This is a genomic window from Streptomyces sp. SD31 (assembly GCF_052068475.1).
GTDB lineage: Bacteria > Actinomycetota > Actinomycetes > Streptomycetales > Streptomycetaceae > Streptomyces.
Genome location: NZ_JBQHCX010000001.1, coordinates 492666 through 508790 on the forward strand (window position 1 = coordinate 492666; position 16125 = coordinate 508790).

Genomic DNA, 16125 nt, shown 5'->3' on the forward strand with positions numbered 1-16125 from the left:
CATCCCGCCAGCGGATGTTTACGTAAACATTACGAGCCAAAACCATACGAGAACGCACCGAACCGCACCGAACCGCACCCTGCGGTCCCGATCTCTGTGCCCCGCCGGGACGCGCGGCGCACAGAAGAGCTGGAGTACTCGAGATGGCACACCGCACCCGTAAGAGAAGCCTCCTGGGGATCGGCGTCACGGCCCTCGCGACCGGGACCGTTCTGGCCGCCACCGCACTGCCCGCCGCGCACGCGGACACGACCGCGACCGCCGCGGTCACCGTCCAGCCCGACCCCTCCTACAAGCACGAGAAGTTCGAGGGCTGGGGCACCAGCCTGGTCTGGTTCGCCAACGCCACCGGCGACTACCCGCCCGCGATACGCGAGAAGCTGGCGAAGCTCCTCTTCGGGGACGACGGCCTCGCCCTGAACATCGCCCGCTACAACATCGGCGGCGGCAACGCCCCGGACGTCAAGGACTACCTGCGCGCCGGCGGCGCGGTCGAGGGCTGGTGGAAGGCCCCGGCGGGCACCACCCGCGAGGACGTCGACTGGTGGGACGCCGACGACCCCGCCGACTGGAACAACAAGGCCGACAAGACGCAGCGCTGGTGGGTCGACCGCATCAAGAAGGACATCACCCACTGGGAGACGTTCAGCAACTCCCCGCCGTGGTTCATGACCGAGAGCGGCTACGTCTCCGGCAACTTCGACGCGGGCAAGGACCAGCTCAAGACGGAGTCCGTCGACGACTTCGCCAAGTACCTGGTGGGCGCCACCGAACGCCTGGAGAAGGCGCACGGCATCAAGGTCGACACCCTGGACCCGTTCAACGAGCCGAACACCAACTACTGGGGCACCAAGCTCGGCGCGGACGGCGAGCCCGTCGGCGGCCGTCAGGAGGGCGCCCACATGGGCCCCGAGCTCCAGCAGAAGGTGCTGCGCGCGCTGGCCCCGACCCTGGAGGAGTCGAAGACCGGCGCGGAGATCTCCGCGATGGACGAGACGAACCCCGGCACGTTCGCCACGAACTGGAACTCCTACCCGCAGGAGGTCCGCGACCTCGTCGCCCAGATGAACGTCCACACCTACGGCACCGGCCAGCGCACCACCGTGCGCGACCTGGCCAAGGCCGCCGACAAGCCGCTGTGGATGAGCGAGGTCGAGGGCGACTGGGGCGACGGCCAGAGCTTCACCGACATGCGGCCCGGCCTCGGCCTCGCCCAGCGCATCGTCGACGACCTGCGCGAACTGGAGCCCCGCGCCTGGGTGTTCTGGCAGCCCGTCGAGGACTACGACAACATGAAGCCGGGCGGCGAGTCCGCGAAGGGCGGCAACTGGGGCTCGATCCAGCTGTCGTTCAGCTGCACGTCGAAGGACACCCTGGAGTCCTGCCCGATCTACACCAACACGAAGTTCGACACGGCCCGGAACTTCACCCACTACATCAAGCCCGGCGACCGGCTGATCAAGACGAACGACACCTCCAGCACCGCGGCGATCGCCAAGAAGGGCGACGCGGCGACCGTCGTCCACGTCAACAGCACCACCGAGGCGCGCGAGGTCACCCTCGACCTGTCGAAGTTCGGCCGTATCTCCTCCCGGGCCACCGTCACCCCGGTGGTGACCAGCGCCGACGGCAAGCTGGAGCGGCAGCGGGCGGTCCGGGTCACCGGCAAGCAGGCCACGCTCACCGTGCCCGCCCAGTCCGTGACGTCGTTCCTCGTCAAGGGCGTGTCCGGCGTCGCGAAGGACGCGGCCGAGCTGCGCGAGGGCCACACCTACCGGCTGACCGGCGCCCAGAGCGGCAAGGACCTCACCATCGCCGACAACGGCACCGGCCTGGTCATCAAGACCGCCGACGCCGCCGACCCCAGCGGTCAGCAGTGGCGGCTGGAGCAGATCAGCGGCACCGACAACCGCAAGCGGTACGCCTTCACCGAGGCGACCGCGGGCAAGCGCCTGGCGGTGCGCGACGGCGCCCTGGTGGCCGAGCCCGACGAGGGCACCCGCGACAGCGCCGCCCAGTGGATCATGTCGACGACCGGCGACGGCACCTGGACCCTCGTCAACGCCGCCACCGGCCGGCTCGCGGACGTCTCCGGCCAGTCCACGAGCGACGGCGCCTCCGTCGGCGTATGGCTCGCGAACTCCGGTGCCAACCAGCGCTGGACGGTGACCGACGTGACGGGTGACGACGCCACGCGAACCGAGTAGCGCGTCAGCCCCCGGCCCCTCCCCGCACACAGCGGGAGGGGCCGGGGGCTTCTTCACAGGCTCCTACTGGTCCGAATAGCCGATGTCCCCGATGGTCCAGGCGCTCACGTCCTCCAGCGCGACGCGGTACATGCCACCCGTGTCGGGGATGCCGAAGCTGCCCTGGAGAATCCGGGCGACGTGGAAGTGCAGGTGGGTGGGCCGGCTGTCGTGCTCCGGCGGGCGGTCGCCGCCTGCCTGGTGCGAGGTGAAAGCGGCGGCGAACTGCCCCAGGTGCGCTGAGTCCCGCAGGACTTCGGCCACCCGCTCCTTCCACAGGGCTTCCGGGGCCAGCCGTCCCGTGATGACGGCTCCCGGGATCACCACGGTCAGGGACATCTGGCTGCTGTGCCGCGACTCCACCATCGCGGCGATCGAGACGAGCAGGTCGTCAGGGTGCGTCATGCCTCAGGAGCCTAGCCCGACCACGGGTCCCGCGGCGGGTCGGGACCCCAGACGTCACCAGCCGAGCGCACCTTCGTCAGCCTGAGTGGCCTGGGCCGGCCTGGCGGGAGCCGCTTCGTGGCAGGTGAAGCCGAGGCGGGTCAGCGCGCGGCGCATCTCACCCGTGGTGAAGTCGCGGCGGTTCTGCCTGGTGATCACTTCGCCGACCTGCATCACGGGGTAGACGCGCTGCTCGATGGTCACGGCCACGCCGGTGACGGGTTCGGGCGTGACGCCGCTCATCGAGTGCTCGACCTCGCTCTTGGTCAGGTCGAAGGGGAAACGGGCGATGACACAACGCATGGATGCCTCCACAGAGTTGGGCGAGAAACGCCGTAGGGGTCGACCGCGCGAAGGCGGTCAGCAGATCCGAGCGAGGACGCCCAGGGCGTAGCCGTGCTCGTCGATCACGGGTGACACATCCAGGGTCCGCACCCGCATGGCGGCGTCCGCCTCGCTGAGTACGGCCACGGACGAGGTGAACGGTCCGCGGTCGAGCGGGATGTCCCGCAGCCGCGTCCGGTCGCTGTACCACGAGCCACCACCGCGGTGCGCGGCGAGCTGGGCCCGGGTGACCAGGCCCGTGCACCGCCCGTCCTCGTCCTGGAGGAGCAGGTGCGGGACGCGGGCGCTGATCAGCACGGACAGGGCCACGTCGACGGTCATGTGATCGTCTACGTGGGGTCCGGGCGCGTGCATGGCGTCACTGGCGGTCAGGCCGGTGCCGTCGGCGGTGCGGGCCCGCCGTGTGTGCGCAGCGGTCGGCGTCAAGGGCTTCTCCTCTTCGTCGGGGCGGGCAGGACGGGCGAGGGCTCGCCCCGACCGCCGGGAGTTGAGTCCCGGTGCCTTGGCTATGGGTTGTTCCGCGGCGTGGAGCGACGGGGTCGGGCGCTGGTACGTCCGCTGCCGCCACGGCCGCCGCCCCGTCCGCCTTCACCGCGGCCGGCGGCCTGTCCCCTGCGCCCGCGGCCGGCGGACTTCGGGCGCTCGCTCTGCTCCGGGACCGGTGCGGGGAGGGTGACGGGCACACCGGAGGGGGTACGGGCGCCGGTGATGCGCTGCAGTTCGGCCTCGCCCGGACGCACCCGGGCGGAACGCGGTGTGATGCCGGCGTCGGCCATCAGGCGGTCCATCGCGCGCCGCTGGTGCGGCAGGACGAGGGTGACGACGGTGCCGGACTCGCCGGCGCGTGCGGTACGGCCGCCGCGGTGCAGGTAGTCCTTGTGGTCGCCGGGAGGGTCGACGTTCACGACGAGGTCGAGGTCGTCGACGTGGATCCCGCGGGCGGCGACGTTGGTGGCCACCAGGACCGTGACGAGGCCGTCCTTGAACCGGGCGAGCGTCCGGTTGCGCTGCGGCTGGGACTTGCCGCCGTGCAGGGCCGAGGCACGCACGCCGACGGACAGCAGGTGCTTGGCCAGCCGGTCGGCCGCGTGCTTGGTGTCCAGGAACATGATCACCCGCCCGTCGCGGGCGGCGATCTCGGTCGCGGTGGCGTGCTTGTCGTCGTCGTGCACGTGCAGCAGATGGTGCTCCATGGTGCTGACGGCGCCGGCGGACGGGTCGACCGAGTGGACCACGGGGTCGTGGAGGTAGCGGCGTACCAGGAGGTCGATGTTGCGGTCCAGGGTGGCCGAGAACAGCAACCGCTGGCCGTCGGGACCGACTTGGTCGAGCAGCGCGGTGACCTGCGGCATGAAGCCCATGTCGGCCATCTGGTCGGCTTCGTCCAGGACGGTGACGGCGACCTGGTCCAGCCGGCAGTCGCCCCGTTCGATGAGGTCCTTGAGGCGGCCGGGCGTCGCCACGACGACCTCGGCGCCGCCGCGCAGGGCACTGGCCTGGCGGCCGATCGCCATGCCGCCCACCACGGTGGCGAGGCGCAGGCGCAGGGCGCGGGCGTAGGGGGTGAGCGCGTCGGTGACCTGCTGGGCCAGTTCCCGGGTGGGTACGAGGACGAGGGCGAGCGGCTGCCGGGGCTGGGCCCGCTGTCCCTCGAGCCGGGCCAGCACGGGCAGGCCGAACGCGAGCGTCTTGCCCGAACCGGTGCGCCCTCGGCCGAGCACGTCCCGTCCGGCGAGCGCGTTCGGCAGCGTGGCCGCCTGGATCGGGAAGGGCACGGTCACGCCCTCGTCGCCGAGCGCGGCCAGCAGACGGGCGGGCAGCTTCAGTTCGGCGAAGGTCTCGACCGCCGGGAGCGGCTCGGTGAGAGTGACCGGCAGGGTGAACTCCTGCGGCCGTGCGGCGGAGCGCGCGCGAGGGCTCTGCCGACCGGTCTCCTGCGCGCGCGAGCGGTTGCCGCGAGGGCTGCCTGCCGAGCGGGTGGAGTTTCTGCCGGTACGGAAGCGACCTGAGCTGCCGCCGGTACTACGGGTGCGGTTCATTGAGGAACCTTCCTCGATACGGCGTATCGAGGAAGTCCGACCGCGCGATCACGAGCCGCGCGCGGATTCACAAGAATGAGCCGAGGGAATGCGAAAGGCCGCTCGGCGCTGAAGCCGGGGCTGTCAATAATCCGGGAACTCCGGGTACTCCGGGAACAACGGGTACTCCGGGAACGCGGGGATAACAATGAGCTGGGGCCCGCACCACAAGAGCGCGGGCCCCAGCCACATGTCGCGTCAGCGTCAGGCGGGAACGATGTTCTCGGCCTGCGGGCCCTTCTGGCCCTGCGTGACGTCGAAGGTAACCTTCTGGCCTTCCTGAAGCTCGCGGAAGCCGGAGGTGGCGATGTTCGAGTAGTGGGCGAACACGTCAGCGCCGCCGCCGTCCTGCTCGATGAAGCCGAAGCCCTTTTCCGCGTTGAACCACTTCACGGTGCCAGATGCCATATTGAATCTCCCTTGGGGGGCAGTGCCGGATTCCGCACTTTACGGATCCGAGTCGCCGCGATGATCACCCCTCCGGAAAGATCCGGAAAGCTCTGCAAAGAAACAAGTCTCTGGCAACCAAAACTGCAACTGCTATCACGCTAACACAGGTCGGGCGGCAGGCGCCCGTACATTTTCGGGTCCGTTCGGGAATTCTCATCCCGCCGGGGCCCCTAATTCTGTACCGGCGGGACTAGATATTTGCGCCGTGCTCGTCCTGCTTCCGGCGCGTCTCCCGGTTGCGGCGGAGGGCGTCGTCGAGCTGGTCCTCCAGAGAGACGATGCGGCAGGCGGCCTCGACGGGGGTGCCCTGGTCGACGAGTTCTCGGGCGCGGGCGGCGATCCGCAACTGGCGGCGGGAGTACCGGCGGTGGCCGCCCTCCGAACGCAGGGGGGTGATCAGCTCGGCTTCCCCGAGGGCCCGGAGGAAGGCGGGGGTGGCGCCGAGGATGTCGGCGGCTCGTCCCATGGTGTAGGCGGGGTAGTCGTCGTCGTCGAGGTTTCCGGCGACGGGGGCGTTCTCAGCGGGCATGGCACCTTCGTTTCGCGGACGCGGCACAACCCTAACTCCGGCAAGCGGAGAATGTGGTCCAGCCGCGACAGACTTTCTTCCGCCGCGTTGGCCGGGCTGCTCAAGGGTCATCAGCGCACCGGGCGCCGGCGGGCGCGCCGAAATCCCACCACTGCGAAGAACGCCACATCGGCCACGAAGATCACGACCCCGATGGCCAGCAGATAGCCCAGGCCGTCCGCCGCCGCACCGATGACTCCCAGGGCCACGGCCACCAGCAGGAGTAGCAGAAACGACGTCGCCATCGACCCGATCACCTCCTGGCGGTCAGCGGCGCGCGAGTTGACGTTCGCCGTGGACCCCCGGCCGGTAGGCGAGGTCGTAGTAGCGGAAGATCGTCTCCTCCTGCTCGGCGGGCAGGACGTCGTCCGTCCCGATCGAAGGCGCCTTCCGTACCGTCCCCTTGGCGTGCGGGACCTTGAGGTAGTCGGGCCCCAGGATCGCCTCGTCGAGCGGGACGAAGACCAGACGCTGACGGGTGGGCAGGCCCGTACGGACCGTCGCCATGGCGGGTTCGTCCGTGGCCGTGTCCACGTAGACGGCTTCGAGGGTGCCGATCTTGTGGCCCTTGGGGTCGACCACGTCGTGTTCGCGCCACTCCCGGACATCGGCCGCGTGGATCATGGCTGCCCCGTGTCCGCGCTGCCGAAGGGGGCCGAGAGGGGCTCGGCACCGACGGTGTCGACGAGGATCTGCCGGGCCCCTTTGAGGTTGTCGGCGCGCACCGCTTGGGCCATCGCCGCGCGCGCCGCGTCGGGCGGGCTGTCCGGCGGTACGACGAGCAGGGAGAAGAGGTCCTGATCGCCCCGGGTGACCAGGACGGTGTCGTCGCCCACGGACGAGGCGTCGAGGTGCACGACCCGGCCGTCGACGACCAGGCGCGTCGGCAGTCCGTCCCAGGCGGCGGAGTCCAGGCCGAGCCGGGCGATGGGCCCGAGGTGTTCGGTCAGCGCGCCGACCAGGCCGGGCAGTTCGACCGCGACGTCACGGGAGCGCGGCCACCACGCGCCGTCGAGGACGCCTTGGCGGTCGCGTGTCGTCTCCAACCGGAGAAGTGCCGTCCCGGGACGTAGGGACTCGTGGGCTCCGTCCGCGAGCAGTCCCGTGGCGGGTGGGGGATCGGTACCGGGCACTGTGCTCACCTTTGTCCTGGTCGTCTCGTCCCACGCTACTCCTGCGCCCGGTCCCCGGCCCGGCTCGCCGGTGCGCCTGCGCGGATGCTCCTGGCCGGACCTGGGCGGGAGTACGGTGAAAGTGCCGAGGGCTCTTCGCGCGCCCACTGCCAGGCGGCGCCGTTCTCGGTGAGCCACGACGCCGGGCCGGCCGTGTCCGGGCCCGGGGCAGGATCCGCCTCATGGCCGTCAACGTGCCCGCCCATCCGGGCCGGCAAGCGCCGTCGCCCCTGGAAGGGGAACGGATCCGCCCGCTGTCCCGAGGGCAGATCGAGGACCGGCGCAAGGAACTCGGCGATCTGTACGCGCAGACCTCCGGGGCCGATCCGCAGGCGTGGAACCTGGAGCGCGAGCTGTTCCTGCGGCGGCTCGCCGCCGAGGTGCAGCGACCGGGTTTCGCCCTGCTGGTCGCGGAGCGGGAAGGAGTTGCACTGACGGGGTGCGCCTACGGCTTTCCGGTGTCCGCGCACGGGCCCTGGTGGCGAGGCCTGGACGGGTACCTCCCCCGGGATCTGCTCGGGCTCGCCGCCTGCGGAAGGCTCTTCGCGGTCGCCGGGCTCCTGGTCGACTCCCGGGTGCACACCCAGAACCCGGGCCGTGACTGGAACCTCGCCCGGCGCCTGCAGCGGCGGTTGCTCGCCGACCGCGCCGCCGGGCTCGCCGGCCATCCCGCCGTGCTCGGCGTCACGCTGGTCGACCGCGGCGACACCGCGACCCTTCGGGCCCTACGGTCCTGGGGCTGGCGCTCGGTGCGGGCCGACGCCCGGGACACGCCCCTGACGGCGCCGTGTCGCGCCCTGGTCGTCGGCCCGTGACGCCGTTCGCGCCATCGGCGGCCACGGCTCGTACCCCGTGCGGCAGTTCAGGAAAAGGTGGCGGCACCGGCTCCCCGGCGGCCGGCCCGCTGCCCGGTCATCTCCTGGCCCGTCATCATGTCCCGGGCGTCCCGCCCGGGTCCGCCGAACGCCGCGCGCGTTGCCCGAGGCACTTCAGGCGGTGGCGTGGATGAGGAGCAGGGCGACGTCGTCGCTGCGGTGCGCGTACTCCCGGGCGTCGTGGACGAGGGTGTCGGCGAGGGCTTCCACCTCCAGGGTGCCGGCCCCTGCCAGCCGGGCGGCGAGGGCGTCGGTGACCTCGTCGAGGTCGACGCCGGGGACCTCGACCAGGCCGTCGGTGTACAGCAGGAGGACGGCACCCGGCGGCAGGGCGATCTCGATGGCCGGGTAGGTGGCGGCGGGGTCGATGCCCAGCAGGAGGCCGGGCGGCGGGCGCAGGACCTCGGTGTGTCCGTCGGGGTGGCGCAGGACGGGCGGCGGGTGGCCGGCGCTGGCCAGGCAGGCGCTGTGGTGCGCCAGGTCGAGATGGACGTAGAGGCAACTCGTGAACAGGCCCGGATCGAGGTCGGTGAGCAGGCGGTTGGTGCGGGCGAGGACCTCGCCGGGGGGTGAGCCGGCCATGGCGTGCACGGCCGTGCGGACCTGGCCCATGAGCGCGGCGGCCTGCACGTTGTGGCCCTGGACGTCACCGATGGCCGCGGCGGCGGTGGTGTCGTCGAGGCGGATGAGGTCGTAGAAGTCGCCGCCGATCTCCATGCCGCGGCCGGCGGGGAGGTAGCGGGCGGCCACGTCGAGCCGGGGCATGTGGGGCAGGGCGTGGGGCAGCAGGCCGGCCTGGAGGCTGTGGGCGAGTTCGTGGTTGGCGTCGTAGAGGCGTGCGCGGTCCAGTGCTTGGGCGATCAGGCCGGCCAGGGAGGTGAGGACGGCGCGCTCCTCGGGAGGGAAGGGATGGGGGCGGTCGTAGGCGAGGACGAGCGAGCCGACGGGGCGTCCGGAGGTGATCAGCGGGAGGAAGGCCCAGGCGGCCATGTCGTCCTGGAGGACCGCCGGGGGATAGGCGCGTCTCAAGTCGGCGAAGGTGGCGAAGAAGCTGGGGATGCCGCTGGTCAGGGCCTGCACCGCGGGGGTCGGCGAGGTCAGTGGGGCGGCGTCCAGACGGCTCATGAGTTCGTCGGTGTAGCCGCGGTGGCCGATGATCCGCAGCCTGCCCTCTTCCGCGGTCATCAGCGCCAGGGCCCGGGCTCCGGTGCCGTGCGGCACCTGGTCGCCGACCCGGTCGACGACGTCCCGCACGCCGACGGCCTCCGTGAGCGTCGCCGCCAGGTGCATGAAGTGGTACAGCGCGGCGGCCCGGCCGGTGGCGGCGGGCGGCGCGGGGCCCGGCGGCCGCGGATTGTCCGGGGCGCCCGTCGCGGGGACGGGGACGATGCGCACGCTGATGCCCGAGGCGTCCGGGTAGAGGCGGAACGACAGCCAGGTGTCCGGTGGGCGCAGGGCGGTGAAGGACGTGGGCCGGCGGCTGACCACCGCCGCCCGGTAGTGGTCCTCGGCGACGGGGTCGTTCAGCCAGGGCAGTGCCTCCCACGGCCGGGCCCCCAGCAGATCGGACGTGCCGACGCCGAGGAGGTCGGCGGCGGTGGCGGTGACGAAGCCGATCCGCCCGTCCACGTCCAACGCGCAGCAGCCGCCGGGAAGGCGGGCGGCGAAAGCCACCGCGACCTGGGCCGGGGACGCCTCGGACGCGCCGGCTCCGGGCGGGGGCACCAGGAGCGGTTCGGTCGGCGGCAGTACGGGGCGGCCGCTGTCGGCGGCGGCCCGCAGCAGCAGGCCCAGGCGGTGGCAGACCTCGCCGATCGCGTCGCGTTCCGCCGGGCGCAGCTCCTCGGGGTGCGACCCTGGCCACTGGAGCACGAGTCCGCCCCACTGCGTGCCGTCGGTGGTGATCGCGGCGGCGGCCAGCGTGAACGGGTACGGCAGTACGAGGGCCGTCTGCGGGTACCGGCGGGCCAGTTCCTCCTGACCGCCGAGCCACACCAGGCGACGCTCCCGCAGGGCGTCCGCCACCGGCGTCGGAGCACCCAGGGCGGCCCTCGCCCACGGCGCGGCGATCTCCCACGGGACTCCGCTCAACAGGGCCAGCCTCAGCACCCGCTCGCCCGGCCGCAGCAGATACACCGCGCCCACACAGGCACCCGTGTCCCGCATGGCCTCCACCAGGACCGGCGCCAGCACCTGCGGCCCGGAGCCCGGGTCGGCCACGGCGCGGGCGGCGCCCCCCACGCCCTCACCCCTTGCCGTCGGTGACATCCGGGGAGCCATAAGCGGACAATACGCCCGCATGGGTGAGGTGGCATCCCACCCACCGCCGGGTCCGTTCGGCCCTCGTCCAAGGCCTGCCGCCGCCGGACCCGCCTCCGGCCTCTCAACTGGGTCGGTTACTGTGCAGGGCGAAGTGACATGAAGGGGGCAGAGCAAGGCGGAGGGCAGGGCTGTGGCGGACGAGGGGCGGCTGGTCGCCGGGCGTTACCGGCTCGTCGAGCCCGTCGGCAGTGGCGGTATGGGCACCGTGTGGCTGGCCGAGGACGAGGTGCTCGCACGCCGCGTCGCGCTCAAGCGACTGCACACGCAGCCGCATCTGTCCGACGCCGAGGTCGCCACGCTCTATGAGCGCACCCGCCGCGAGGCACGCAGCGCCGCCCGGGTGGTCCACCCCAACGTGGTCGTCGTGCACGACGTCGTCGAGGACGACGGCCGGCCCTGCATCGTCATGGAGTACGTCCCGGCGCCCACCCTCGGCGACGTCCTCAAGGGCGGGCACACCCTGCCGCCCGAGGAGGCCGCCCGCATCGGCCTCGGCATGATCGCCGCCGTGCGGGCCGCGCACGCCGCCGGCGTCCTGCACCGCGACATCAAGCCCGGCAACGTCCTGCTCGGCGCCGGCGGCCGGGTCGTCCTGACCGACTTCGGGATCGCGCAGACCGCCGGCACCTCGACGCTCACGCAGACCGGGGAGATGGTCGGCTCCATCGACTTCATGGCCCCGGAGCGGATCCGCGGCCACAAGCCCGGCCCCTCCTCCGACCTGTGGTCACTGGGCGCGACGCTGTACCAGGCGGTCGAGGGGAGGCCGCCGTACCGCCGGTACACCGCCATGGAGACGGCGTACGCCATCGCCGTGGACCCGCTGCAGCCGATGCGGCAGGCCGGCCCGCTGGAACCGCTCATCGAGGTCCTGCTGTCGAAGAACCCGGAGGACCGGCCCACGGCGGAGCAGACGGAACGAGCCCTGCGGGCCACCTGGTCCGGCGGCCCGACGACCACGCTGTCGGCCGGGGCCGCCCACGACGACCCCGCCGGCACTCATGACACCGCGCCGACGTCTCCGCCGCAGCCGCCCCTGCCTGCGCCACCGCACCAGGACGGCCGGGGCGGCCGGAAGCGAGGGCGGCGCACCCTCGGGGCCGTCGCCGTCGCGCTGGCCGCGCTCGCCGCCGCCGGCACGCTCTACGTGTCCTCGCAGGGTGGCGACGGTGACGCGGCCGACACACGCAGGACCAGCAGCGCCCCCACCCCGTCGACCTCCCCCTCGCCCGTCCCCGACGGCTACCACCTGGTCCGCGACAAGCAGCTCGGCGTCTCCTTTCCCGTGCCGGACGGCTGGAAGCGGAAGAAGGGTGCGGCCGACGAGGTCACCTACACCGATCCGACCGGCCTGGCCGGCATCACCATCGGCATGGTGGACCCGGCCGGCTCGCACCCCATCGAGCATTTCAAGGACATCGAGGCGAACACCAAGGCCAACTACTCCACGTACCGCAGGCTGCGGATGCAGAAGACCACGTTCAAGGACAAGCCGGCCGCGGTGTGGGAGTTCACCTTCCACGGCCGGGCCCGCGTCTTCCGCGCCATCGACCTCGGGTACGGCGAGGCGGGCGGCCGGGAGTACGACATCTACCTGTCGGCCCCGGACGCCGAATGGGACACGTTCCGCCCCGTCTTCGACAACGTGCGCGACGGGTTCGCCGACTAGGGCCTGTCGTTACGGCAGGGCGCAGGAGAACAGCAGGCGCCAGGTCAGCGGTCCGGGGCTGCCGTCGGCGTCGCCGCGCAGTTCCCTACGCGTTCGCATGCGGGCGCCAAGAGCTGCGACGGCTTTACCCTCGCCCTCGTCACCGCCTGGACCCTGGGGAACGGAGGGCACGCCATGGCCCGCGTCGTCGAGTTGTCGTACTACCCCGTCAAGGGGTGTGCCGGGGTGTCGGCCCGCGAGGCGCTGCTGACGCCCGCCGGGCTCGCGCACGACCGGAGCTTCATGGTCGTCGGTGAAGAGGGCGGGTACCGCAGCCAGCGCCGCGATCCTCGACTGGCCCTGATCCGGCCCGCCGTCAGCGACGACGGCGGACGGCTCACCCTCCGCGCGCCGGACGCCGAGCAGCTGGACCTCGCCGTGGACACGTCGGGTGCGCGCCGCCCCGTGGACCTGTTCGGTACGGCCTACCAGGGCATCGACCAGGGCGACACGGCCGCCGCATGGCTCTCCGACGTGCTCGGCGTGCGCAGTCGCCTCGTACGGGTCCCGCCGGAACACGACCGAGTGACCGACGGCTGCATCCCGGGCACCTCCGGCTACGCCGACAGCTGTGCGCTGCACGTCCTGTCCCGCGCCACCCTCGCCCTGCTCAACCGCAAACTGGCCGAACGCGGCGCCGCGCCCCTGCCCATGAACCGCTTCCGCCCGAACATCGTGATCGACGGCTGGGACGAGCCGCACACCGAGGACCGGGCCCACCGCCTCACGACGGGCACCGCCGAGCTGGGCTACGCGAAGCTCGCCATCCGCTGCGCCGTCACCCTGGTCGAGCAGGAGTCCGGGCGCCGAGCGGGCCCGGAGCCACTGCGCACCCTCGCCGGCTACCGGCGGGCGACCGAGGGTGGAGTCGCCTTCGGCGCGAAGCTCTCCGTGCTCCGGCCCGGCAGGGTGAGCGTCGGAGACGAGGTGACCGTCACGGCCTAGGGCGAGTCCGAACTGCGGTCGGCGCCGTCCCGTGTCCGTGGGGCCGCCGCGTCCTCCTCTCAGTAGAGGATCGAGGGCAGATACTCCCCGGTGGGGTCGTTGTAGAGCCCGATGGTCATCAAGCTCAGCAGCTGCACCACTTTGAGGCCGTTGGCGAGGCACCAGCGCAGCAGCTGGCTGTTGCGCGCGGGGACGAGGAAGCCGGGGCCGCCGAAGGCGGAAGCCGAGCCGATCAGGGCCTGGAGGTCGCTGTTGGTCTCGCCGACCGCGTGCGCGAAGAACGCCAGATCCGTGGCGTAACCCGTGACGCGCCCCTGGTGCTCGACGACCCGGGCCGTACCTTGTTTGAGCGCGTCGACGACCTCGCCGCCCCGGTCGACGCCGTGGACCTGCCGGCACAGTTCGTTGCATGCTCCGAGGTCCGCGTCCGTGGCCTCCCGGACAGTGTGCCCGGGCACCGCGCGCGAGAACGCGGGCCCCTGCATGCATGCCACCGTCTCCCGGAACACGAACCCCAGGCTCGCGTACAGCGAGAACGATCTGTTGTGGTACCCGCTCTGCAACAGCCGGATCCCCGGCACCCTGCGCTCGGCGGCCCGGCCCATCACGTCCAGCATCAGCCGGCGGCCCACACCCCGGTTCTGCACCGCGGGATCGATGGTGATGGGCCCGACCCCGACGACGGCCGACCGCTCGTCGAGGAAGTTGCTGCCCACGATTCGCCCGTCGAGTTCGGCGACGACGCTGTAGAACCCCGGGTGGCTCAGGCCCGCCTCGGTCAGGGCGACACCTACCTCGAGATTGGGAATATCGGGTGGAAAAGCATGCTCACGCGCTCCCCTAGGGGCCCGCTGTCCCCGCCAGGAGCCGCCGTCACAGTGGCCTCAGAAGGCGACCTCCTTCGCCGTGAGGATGCGGGCGCCCATGTTGCGCTCCATCATTTCCAGGGCGGCGGACGCCAGATGGGGATGGATGGAGGCGACGGCGTCCTTGGGCACCGTGACCTCCAGATGGCGGATGTGTGCGTCCAGCGCGGAGTACAGGACGCATTGCTCGGTGACCTGACCGGTCAGCACCACTTGTCCGACGCCCAGGCGCCACAGGAGGTAGCCCAGCGGCGTCTCGTAGAAGACGGAATGGCGGGCCTTCACCACGAACAGCGACTCGTCGTCGGGCCGTATCGGCTCGATCAGGTCGGCGTGCGGCCGGGCCAGCGCGGTCTGAACGAGTTCCCCGTGGTGGGAGCGCCACGAGCCGAAGTTGTCGTTCGCGTAGATCACCGGTACGTCCGCCTCGCGGGCCCGGCCGATCAGCTCCGCCAGGACGGGCACGATCCGCCGGACGGACGGCACGAGCAGCTCGGCGTCCTCGTGGTCGTAGGTGTTGATCATGTCGACCACGATGAGAGCGAGCCCCGTCTGGTCCGTTCGCCGCTCCACGACCTGAGCCGTCCGTCCGGTGCCGTCAGCCACGCAGCTGCGGGAGGATCTTCGTACGGTAGAAGTCGAAGAAGCTCCGCTGCTCCTTGCCGATCTGGCTGACGTACACCGTGTCGAACCCCGCGTCGATGAACGCGGTCAGGGCCTCGATGTGCGTATCCGGATCGTCACCGCACGGCACGGCCGACGCCACCTGGTCCTCCGTGACCAGCTCGGATGCCTGCTCGAAGTGGCGCGGGGTGGGGAGGATCTGGGCGAGTTCACCGGGGAGTTGCTCGTTCGCCCACAGGCGGTGCGCGGTGCGCAGCGCCTCCTGCCGGTCCGTGCCCCAGCACACCTTGAGTCCCCCGTACACCGGCTTGGTGCCGCCGCCGGCGCGGCGGAAGCGCTCGATCAGGGCGGTGTCGGGCGTGGTCGTGATCAGCCCGTCGCCGATGCGGGCCGCCGTCTCGGCGGCCAGGGGACCGAAGGCGGAGACGTCGATGGGTACCGGCTCGTCGGGGAGGGTGTAGAGGCGGGCGTTCTCCACGGTGTAGTGCTTGCCGTAGTGGCTCGTCTCCTCGCCGGTGAACAGCTGCCGCATGATCTGTACGGCCTCCGCCAGCATCTCCAGGCGTACCGGCGCCTCGGGCCAGTGGGTGCCCAGGATGTGCTCGTTGAGGGCCTCACCGGTGCCGACCCCCAGCCGGAACCGGCCGCCCAACTGTGCGGCGCTCGTGGCGGCCGCCTGGGCGATCACCGCGGGGTGGGTGCGCACGATGGGGCAGGTCACGGCCGTCTCCACGGGCAGCGAGACGGCCTGTGACAGCGCGCCGATCACCGTCCACACGAACGGACTCTGGCCCTGGTTGTCGTTCCACGGGTGGTAGTGGTCCGAGATCCACAGGGAGCCGAAGCCCGCCTGCTCGGCCATCCGCGCCTGATCGACGAGCTCTGCCGGGGTGTGTTCCTCGCACGACAGGAAGTATCCGAAATCAGGCATCGCCTCTCCCGGGTGGCACGTGTGGTGCGGTACTGCAAACGCGCTGGCGAGTACCCGGCGACCCGACGGGCGTAACAACGGGTGCACAGGAACCGTCCACCCCGAGGTGGAGGACGCCGCCCGCCGGTTCCTGCTCCTCGGGATTCTCCCCCTGTGGGTCGTCATGGGGTGGCTCGCCCGCGTCAATCCCCTGGTGCTCAGCACGATGGGCGCGTCCGCCGTGGCGCACGGTGCCACCGCGCTGTACGACGTGTCGCTGGCCACCGGTCGGCGCGAGGTCCGCCCCATCGAGCAGCACATCCACAGCTTCCTCGAAGTGCTGCCGCTCACCGCCCTGGCGTTCACCGCCTGCCTCCATCCCGACCAGGTCCGCTCGACTCTGCGCGGCGGACCGCATCCGCAGGACTGGCGTCTGCTGCCCAAGGAACGTCCGCCGTCGGCCGCGTATCTCGCCGGGCTCGCCGCCGTGATCGGGCTGGGCGTCGTCGTGCCGTACGCCGAGGAGCTGCGCCGGTGTCTGCGGGCCCGGTCCCGGGCGTAGGGCGGGTGGC

18 protein-coding genes are annotated in these 16125 nt (G+C 71.7%); 5 read left to right on the top strand and 13 right to left on the bottom strand.

Translation table 11 applies throughout. The features are described 5' to 3' along the window. Window positions 1–143: 143 nt before the first annotated feature. On the top strand, window positions 144–2207 hold the full coding sequence (locus ACTMVF_RS02200) for a glycoside hydrolase (protein WP_441269228.1): 2064 nt from the start codon (window positions 144–146) through the stop codon (window positions 2205–2207). 63 nt (window positions 2208–2270) lie between these two features. On the opposite strand, the gene ACTMVF_RS02205 is transcribed toward ACTMVF_RS02200, so the two are convergent. The 9 genes from ACTMVF_RS02205 to ACTMVF_RS02245 form a co-directional block, all read right to left on the bottom strand. Then, a complete protein-coding gene (locus ACTMVF_RS02205; RefSeq protein ID WP_301998816.1) occupies window positions 2271–2651 on the bottom strand; it encodes a hypothetical protein in 381 nt (126 codons plus the stop codon). Window positions 2652–2705: 54 nt separating this feature from the next. Then, entirely contained in the window at window positions 2706–2993 is a 288-nt protein-coding gene (locus tag ACTMVF_RS02210; protein WP_441269229.1) for an SCO5918 family protein, read from the bottom strand. A 57-nt stretch (window positions 2994–3050) separates the two neighbouring features. Continuing rightward, entirely contained in the window at window positions 3051–3389 is a 339-nt protein-coding gene (locus tag ACTMVF_RS02215) for a CBS domain-containing protein (RefSeq protein ID WP_441269529.1), read from the bottom strand. 152 nt (window positions 3390–3541) lie between these two features. Then, on the bottom strand, window positions 3542–5074 hold the full coding sequence (locus ACTMVF_RS02220) for a DEAD/DEAH box helicase (RefSeq protein ID WP_441269230.1): 1533 nt from the start codon (window positions 5072–5074) through the stop codon (window positions 3542–3544). A 243-nt stretch (window positions 5075–5317) separates the two neighbouring features. After that, window positions 5318–5521 (bottom strand): cold-shock protein, encoded by a 204-nt coding sequence (locus tag ACTMVF_RS02225; protein WP_007383480.1) that lies wholly within the window; start codon window positions 5519–5521, stop codon window positions 5318–5320. Between the two features lie 232 nt (window positions 5522–5753). Then, entirely contained in the window at window positions 5754–6092 is a 339-nt protein-coding gene (locus ACTMVF_RS02230) for a helix-turn-helix domain-containing protein (protein WP_441269231.1), read from the bottom strand. A gap of 110 nt (window positions 6093–6202) precedes the next feature. Then, window positions 6203–6376: a hypothetical protein gene (locus tag ACTMVF_RS02235; RefSeq protein ID WP_441269232.1), complete on the bottom strand. Its 174-nt coding sequence runs from the start codon at window positions 6374–6376 to the stop codon at window positions 6203–6205. 22 nt (window positions 6377–6398) lie between these two features. After that, window positions 6399–6755 (bottom strand): PRC-barrel domain-containing protein, encoded by a 357-nt coding sequence (locus ACTMVF_RS02240; protein ID WP_441269233.1) that lies wholly within the window; start codon window positions 6753–6755, stop codon window positions 6399–6401. After that, a complete protein-coding gene (locus ACTMVF_RS02245; RefSeq protein ID WP_441269234.1) occupies window positions 6752–7264 on the bottom strand; it encodes a DUF5994 family protein in 513 nt (170 codons plus the stop codon). The genes ACTMVF_RS02240 and ACTMVF_RS02245 overlap by 4 nt, the downstream gene beginning before the upstream one ends. 221 nt (window positions 7265–7485) lie before the next feature. Here ACTMVF_RS02245 and ACTMVF_RS02250 point away from each other — a divergent pair, with 221 nt between their 5' ends. Continuing rightward, the gene (locus tag ACTMVF_RS02250; protein ID WP_441269235.1) at window positions 7486–8118 is read left to right on the top strand and encodes a hypothetical protein; all 633 of its coding nucleotides are present in this window, start codon (window positions 7486–7488) and stop codon (window positions 8116–8118) included. Between the two features lie 174 nt (window positions 8119–8292). Here the strand turns inward: ACTMVF_RS02250 and ACTMVF_RS02255 are convergent, their stop codons facing one another. Further along, complete coding sequence (locus ACTMVF_RS02255) at window positions 8293–10446, bottom strand: SpoIIE family protein phosphatase (RefSeq protein WP_441269236.1); 2154 nt, start codon at window positions 10444–10446, stop codon at window positions 8293–8295. Window positions 10447–10630: 184 nt separating this feature from the next. On the opposite strand from ACTMVF_RS02255, the gene ACTMVF_RS02260 reads away from it, so the two are divergent. Continuing rightward, a complete protein-coding gene (locus ACTMVF_RS02260) occupies window positions 10631–12169 on the top strand; it encodes a serine/threonine-protein kinase (protein ID WP_441269237.1) in 1539 nt (512 codons plus the stop codon). Between the two features lie 174 nt (window positions 12170–12343). Beyond that, window positions 12344–13153, top strand: a complete 810-nt coding sequence (locus tag ACTMVF_RS02265) for an MOSC domain-containing protein (protein WP_441269238.1) — start codon at window positions 12344–12346, stop codon at window positions 13151–13153. Between the two features lie 59 nt (window positions 13154–13212). Here ACTMVF_RS02265 and ACTMVF_RS02270 read toward each other — a convergent pair whose 3' ends face one another. The 3 genes from ACTMVF_RS02270 to ACTMVF_RS02280 form a co-directional block, all read right to left on the bottom strand. Beyond that, window positions 13213–13962: a GNAT family N-acetyltransferase gene (locus ACTMVF_RS02270; RefSeq protein WP_441269530.1), complete on the bottom strand. Its 750-nt coding sequence runs from the start codon at window positions 13960–13962 to the stop codon at window positions 13213–13215. A gap of 75 nt (window positions 13963–14037) precedes the next feature. Continuing rightward, window positions 14038–14592: a cysteine hydrolase family protein gene (locus ACTMVF_RS02275; RefSeq protein ID WP_441269531.1), complete on the bottom strand. Its 555-nt coding sequence runs from the start codon at window positions 14590–14592 to the stop codon at window positions 14038–14040. Between the two features lie 25 nt (window positions 14593–14617). Further along, window positions 14618–15574, bottom strand: coding sequence for a TIGR03557 family F420-dependent LLM class oxidoreductase (locus ACTMVF_RS02280; protein ID WP_441269239.1), 957 nt, complete (start codon window positions 15572–15574; stop codon window positions 14618–14620). A gap of 106 nt (window positions 15575–15680) precedes the next feature. Between ACTMVF_RS02280 and ACTMVF_RS02285 the strand changes: the two genes are divergently transcribed. Further along, window positions 15681–16115 (top strand): diguanylate cyclase, encoded by a 435-nt coding sequence (locus ACTMVF_RS02285; RefSeq protein WP_441269240.1) that lies wholly within the window; start codon window positions 15681–15683, stop codon window positions 16113–16115. The last annotated feature ends 10 nt before the right edge of the window (window positions 16116–16125 follow it).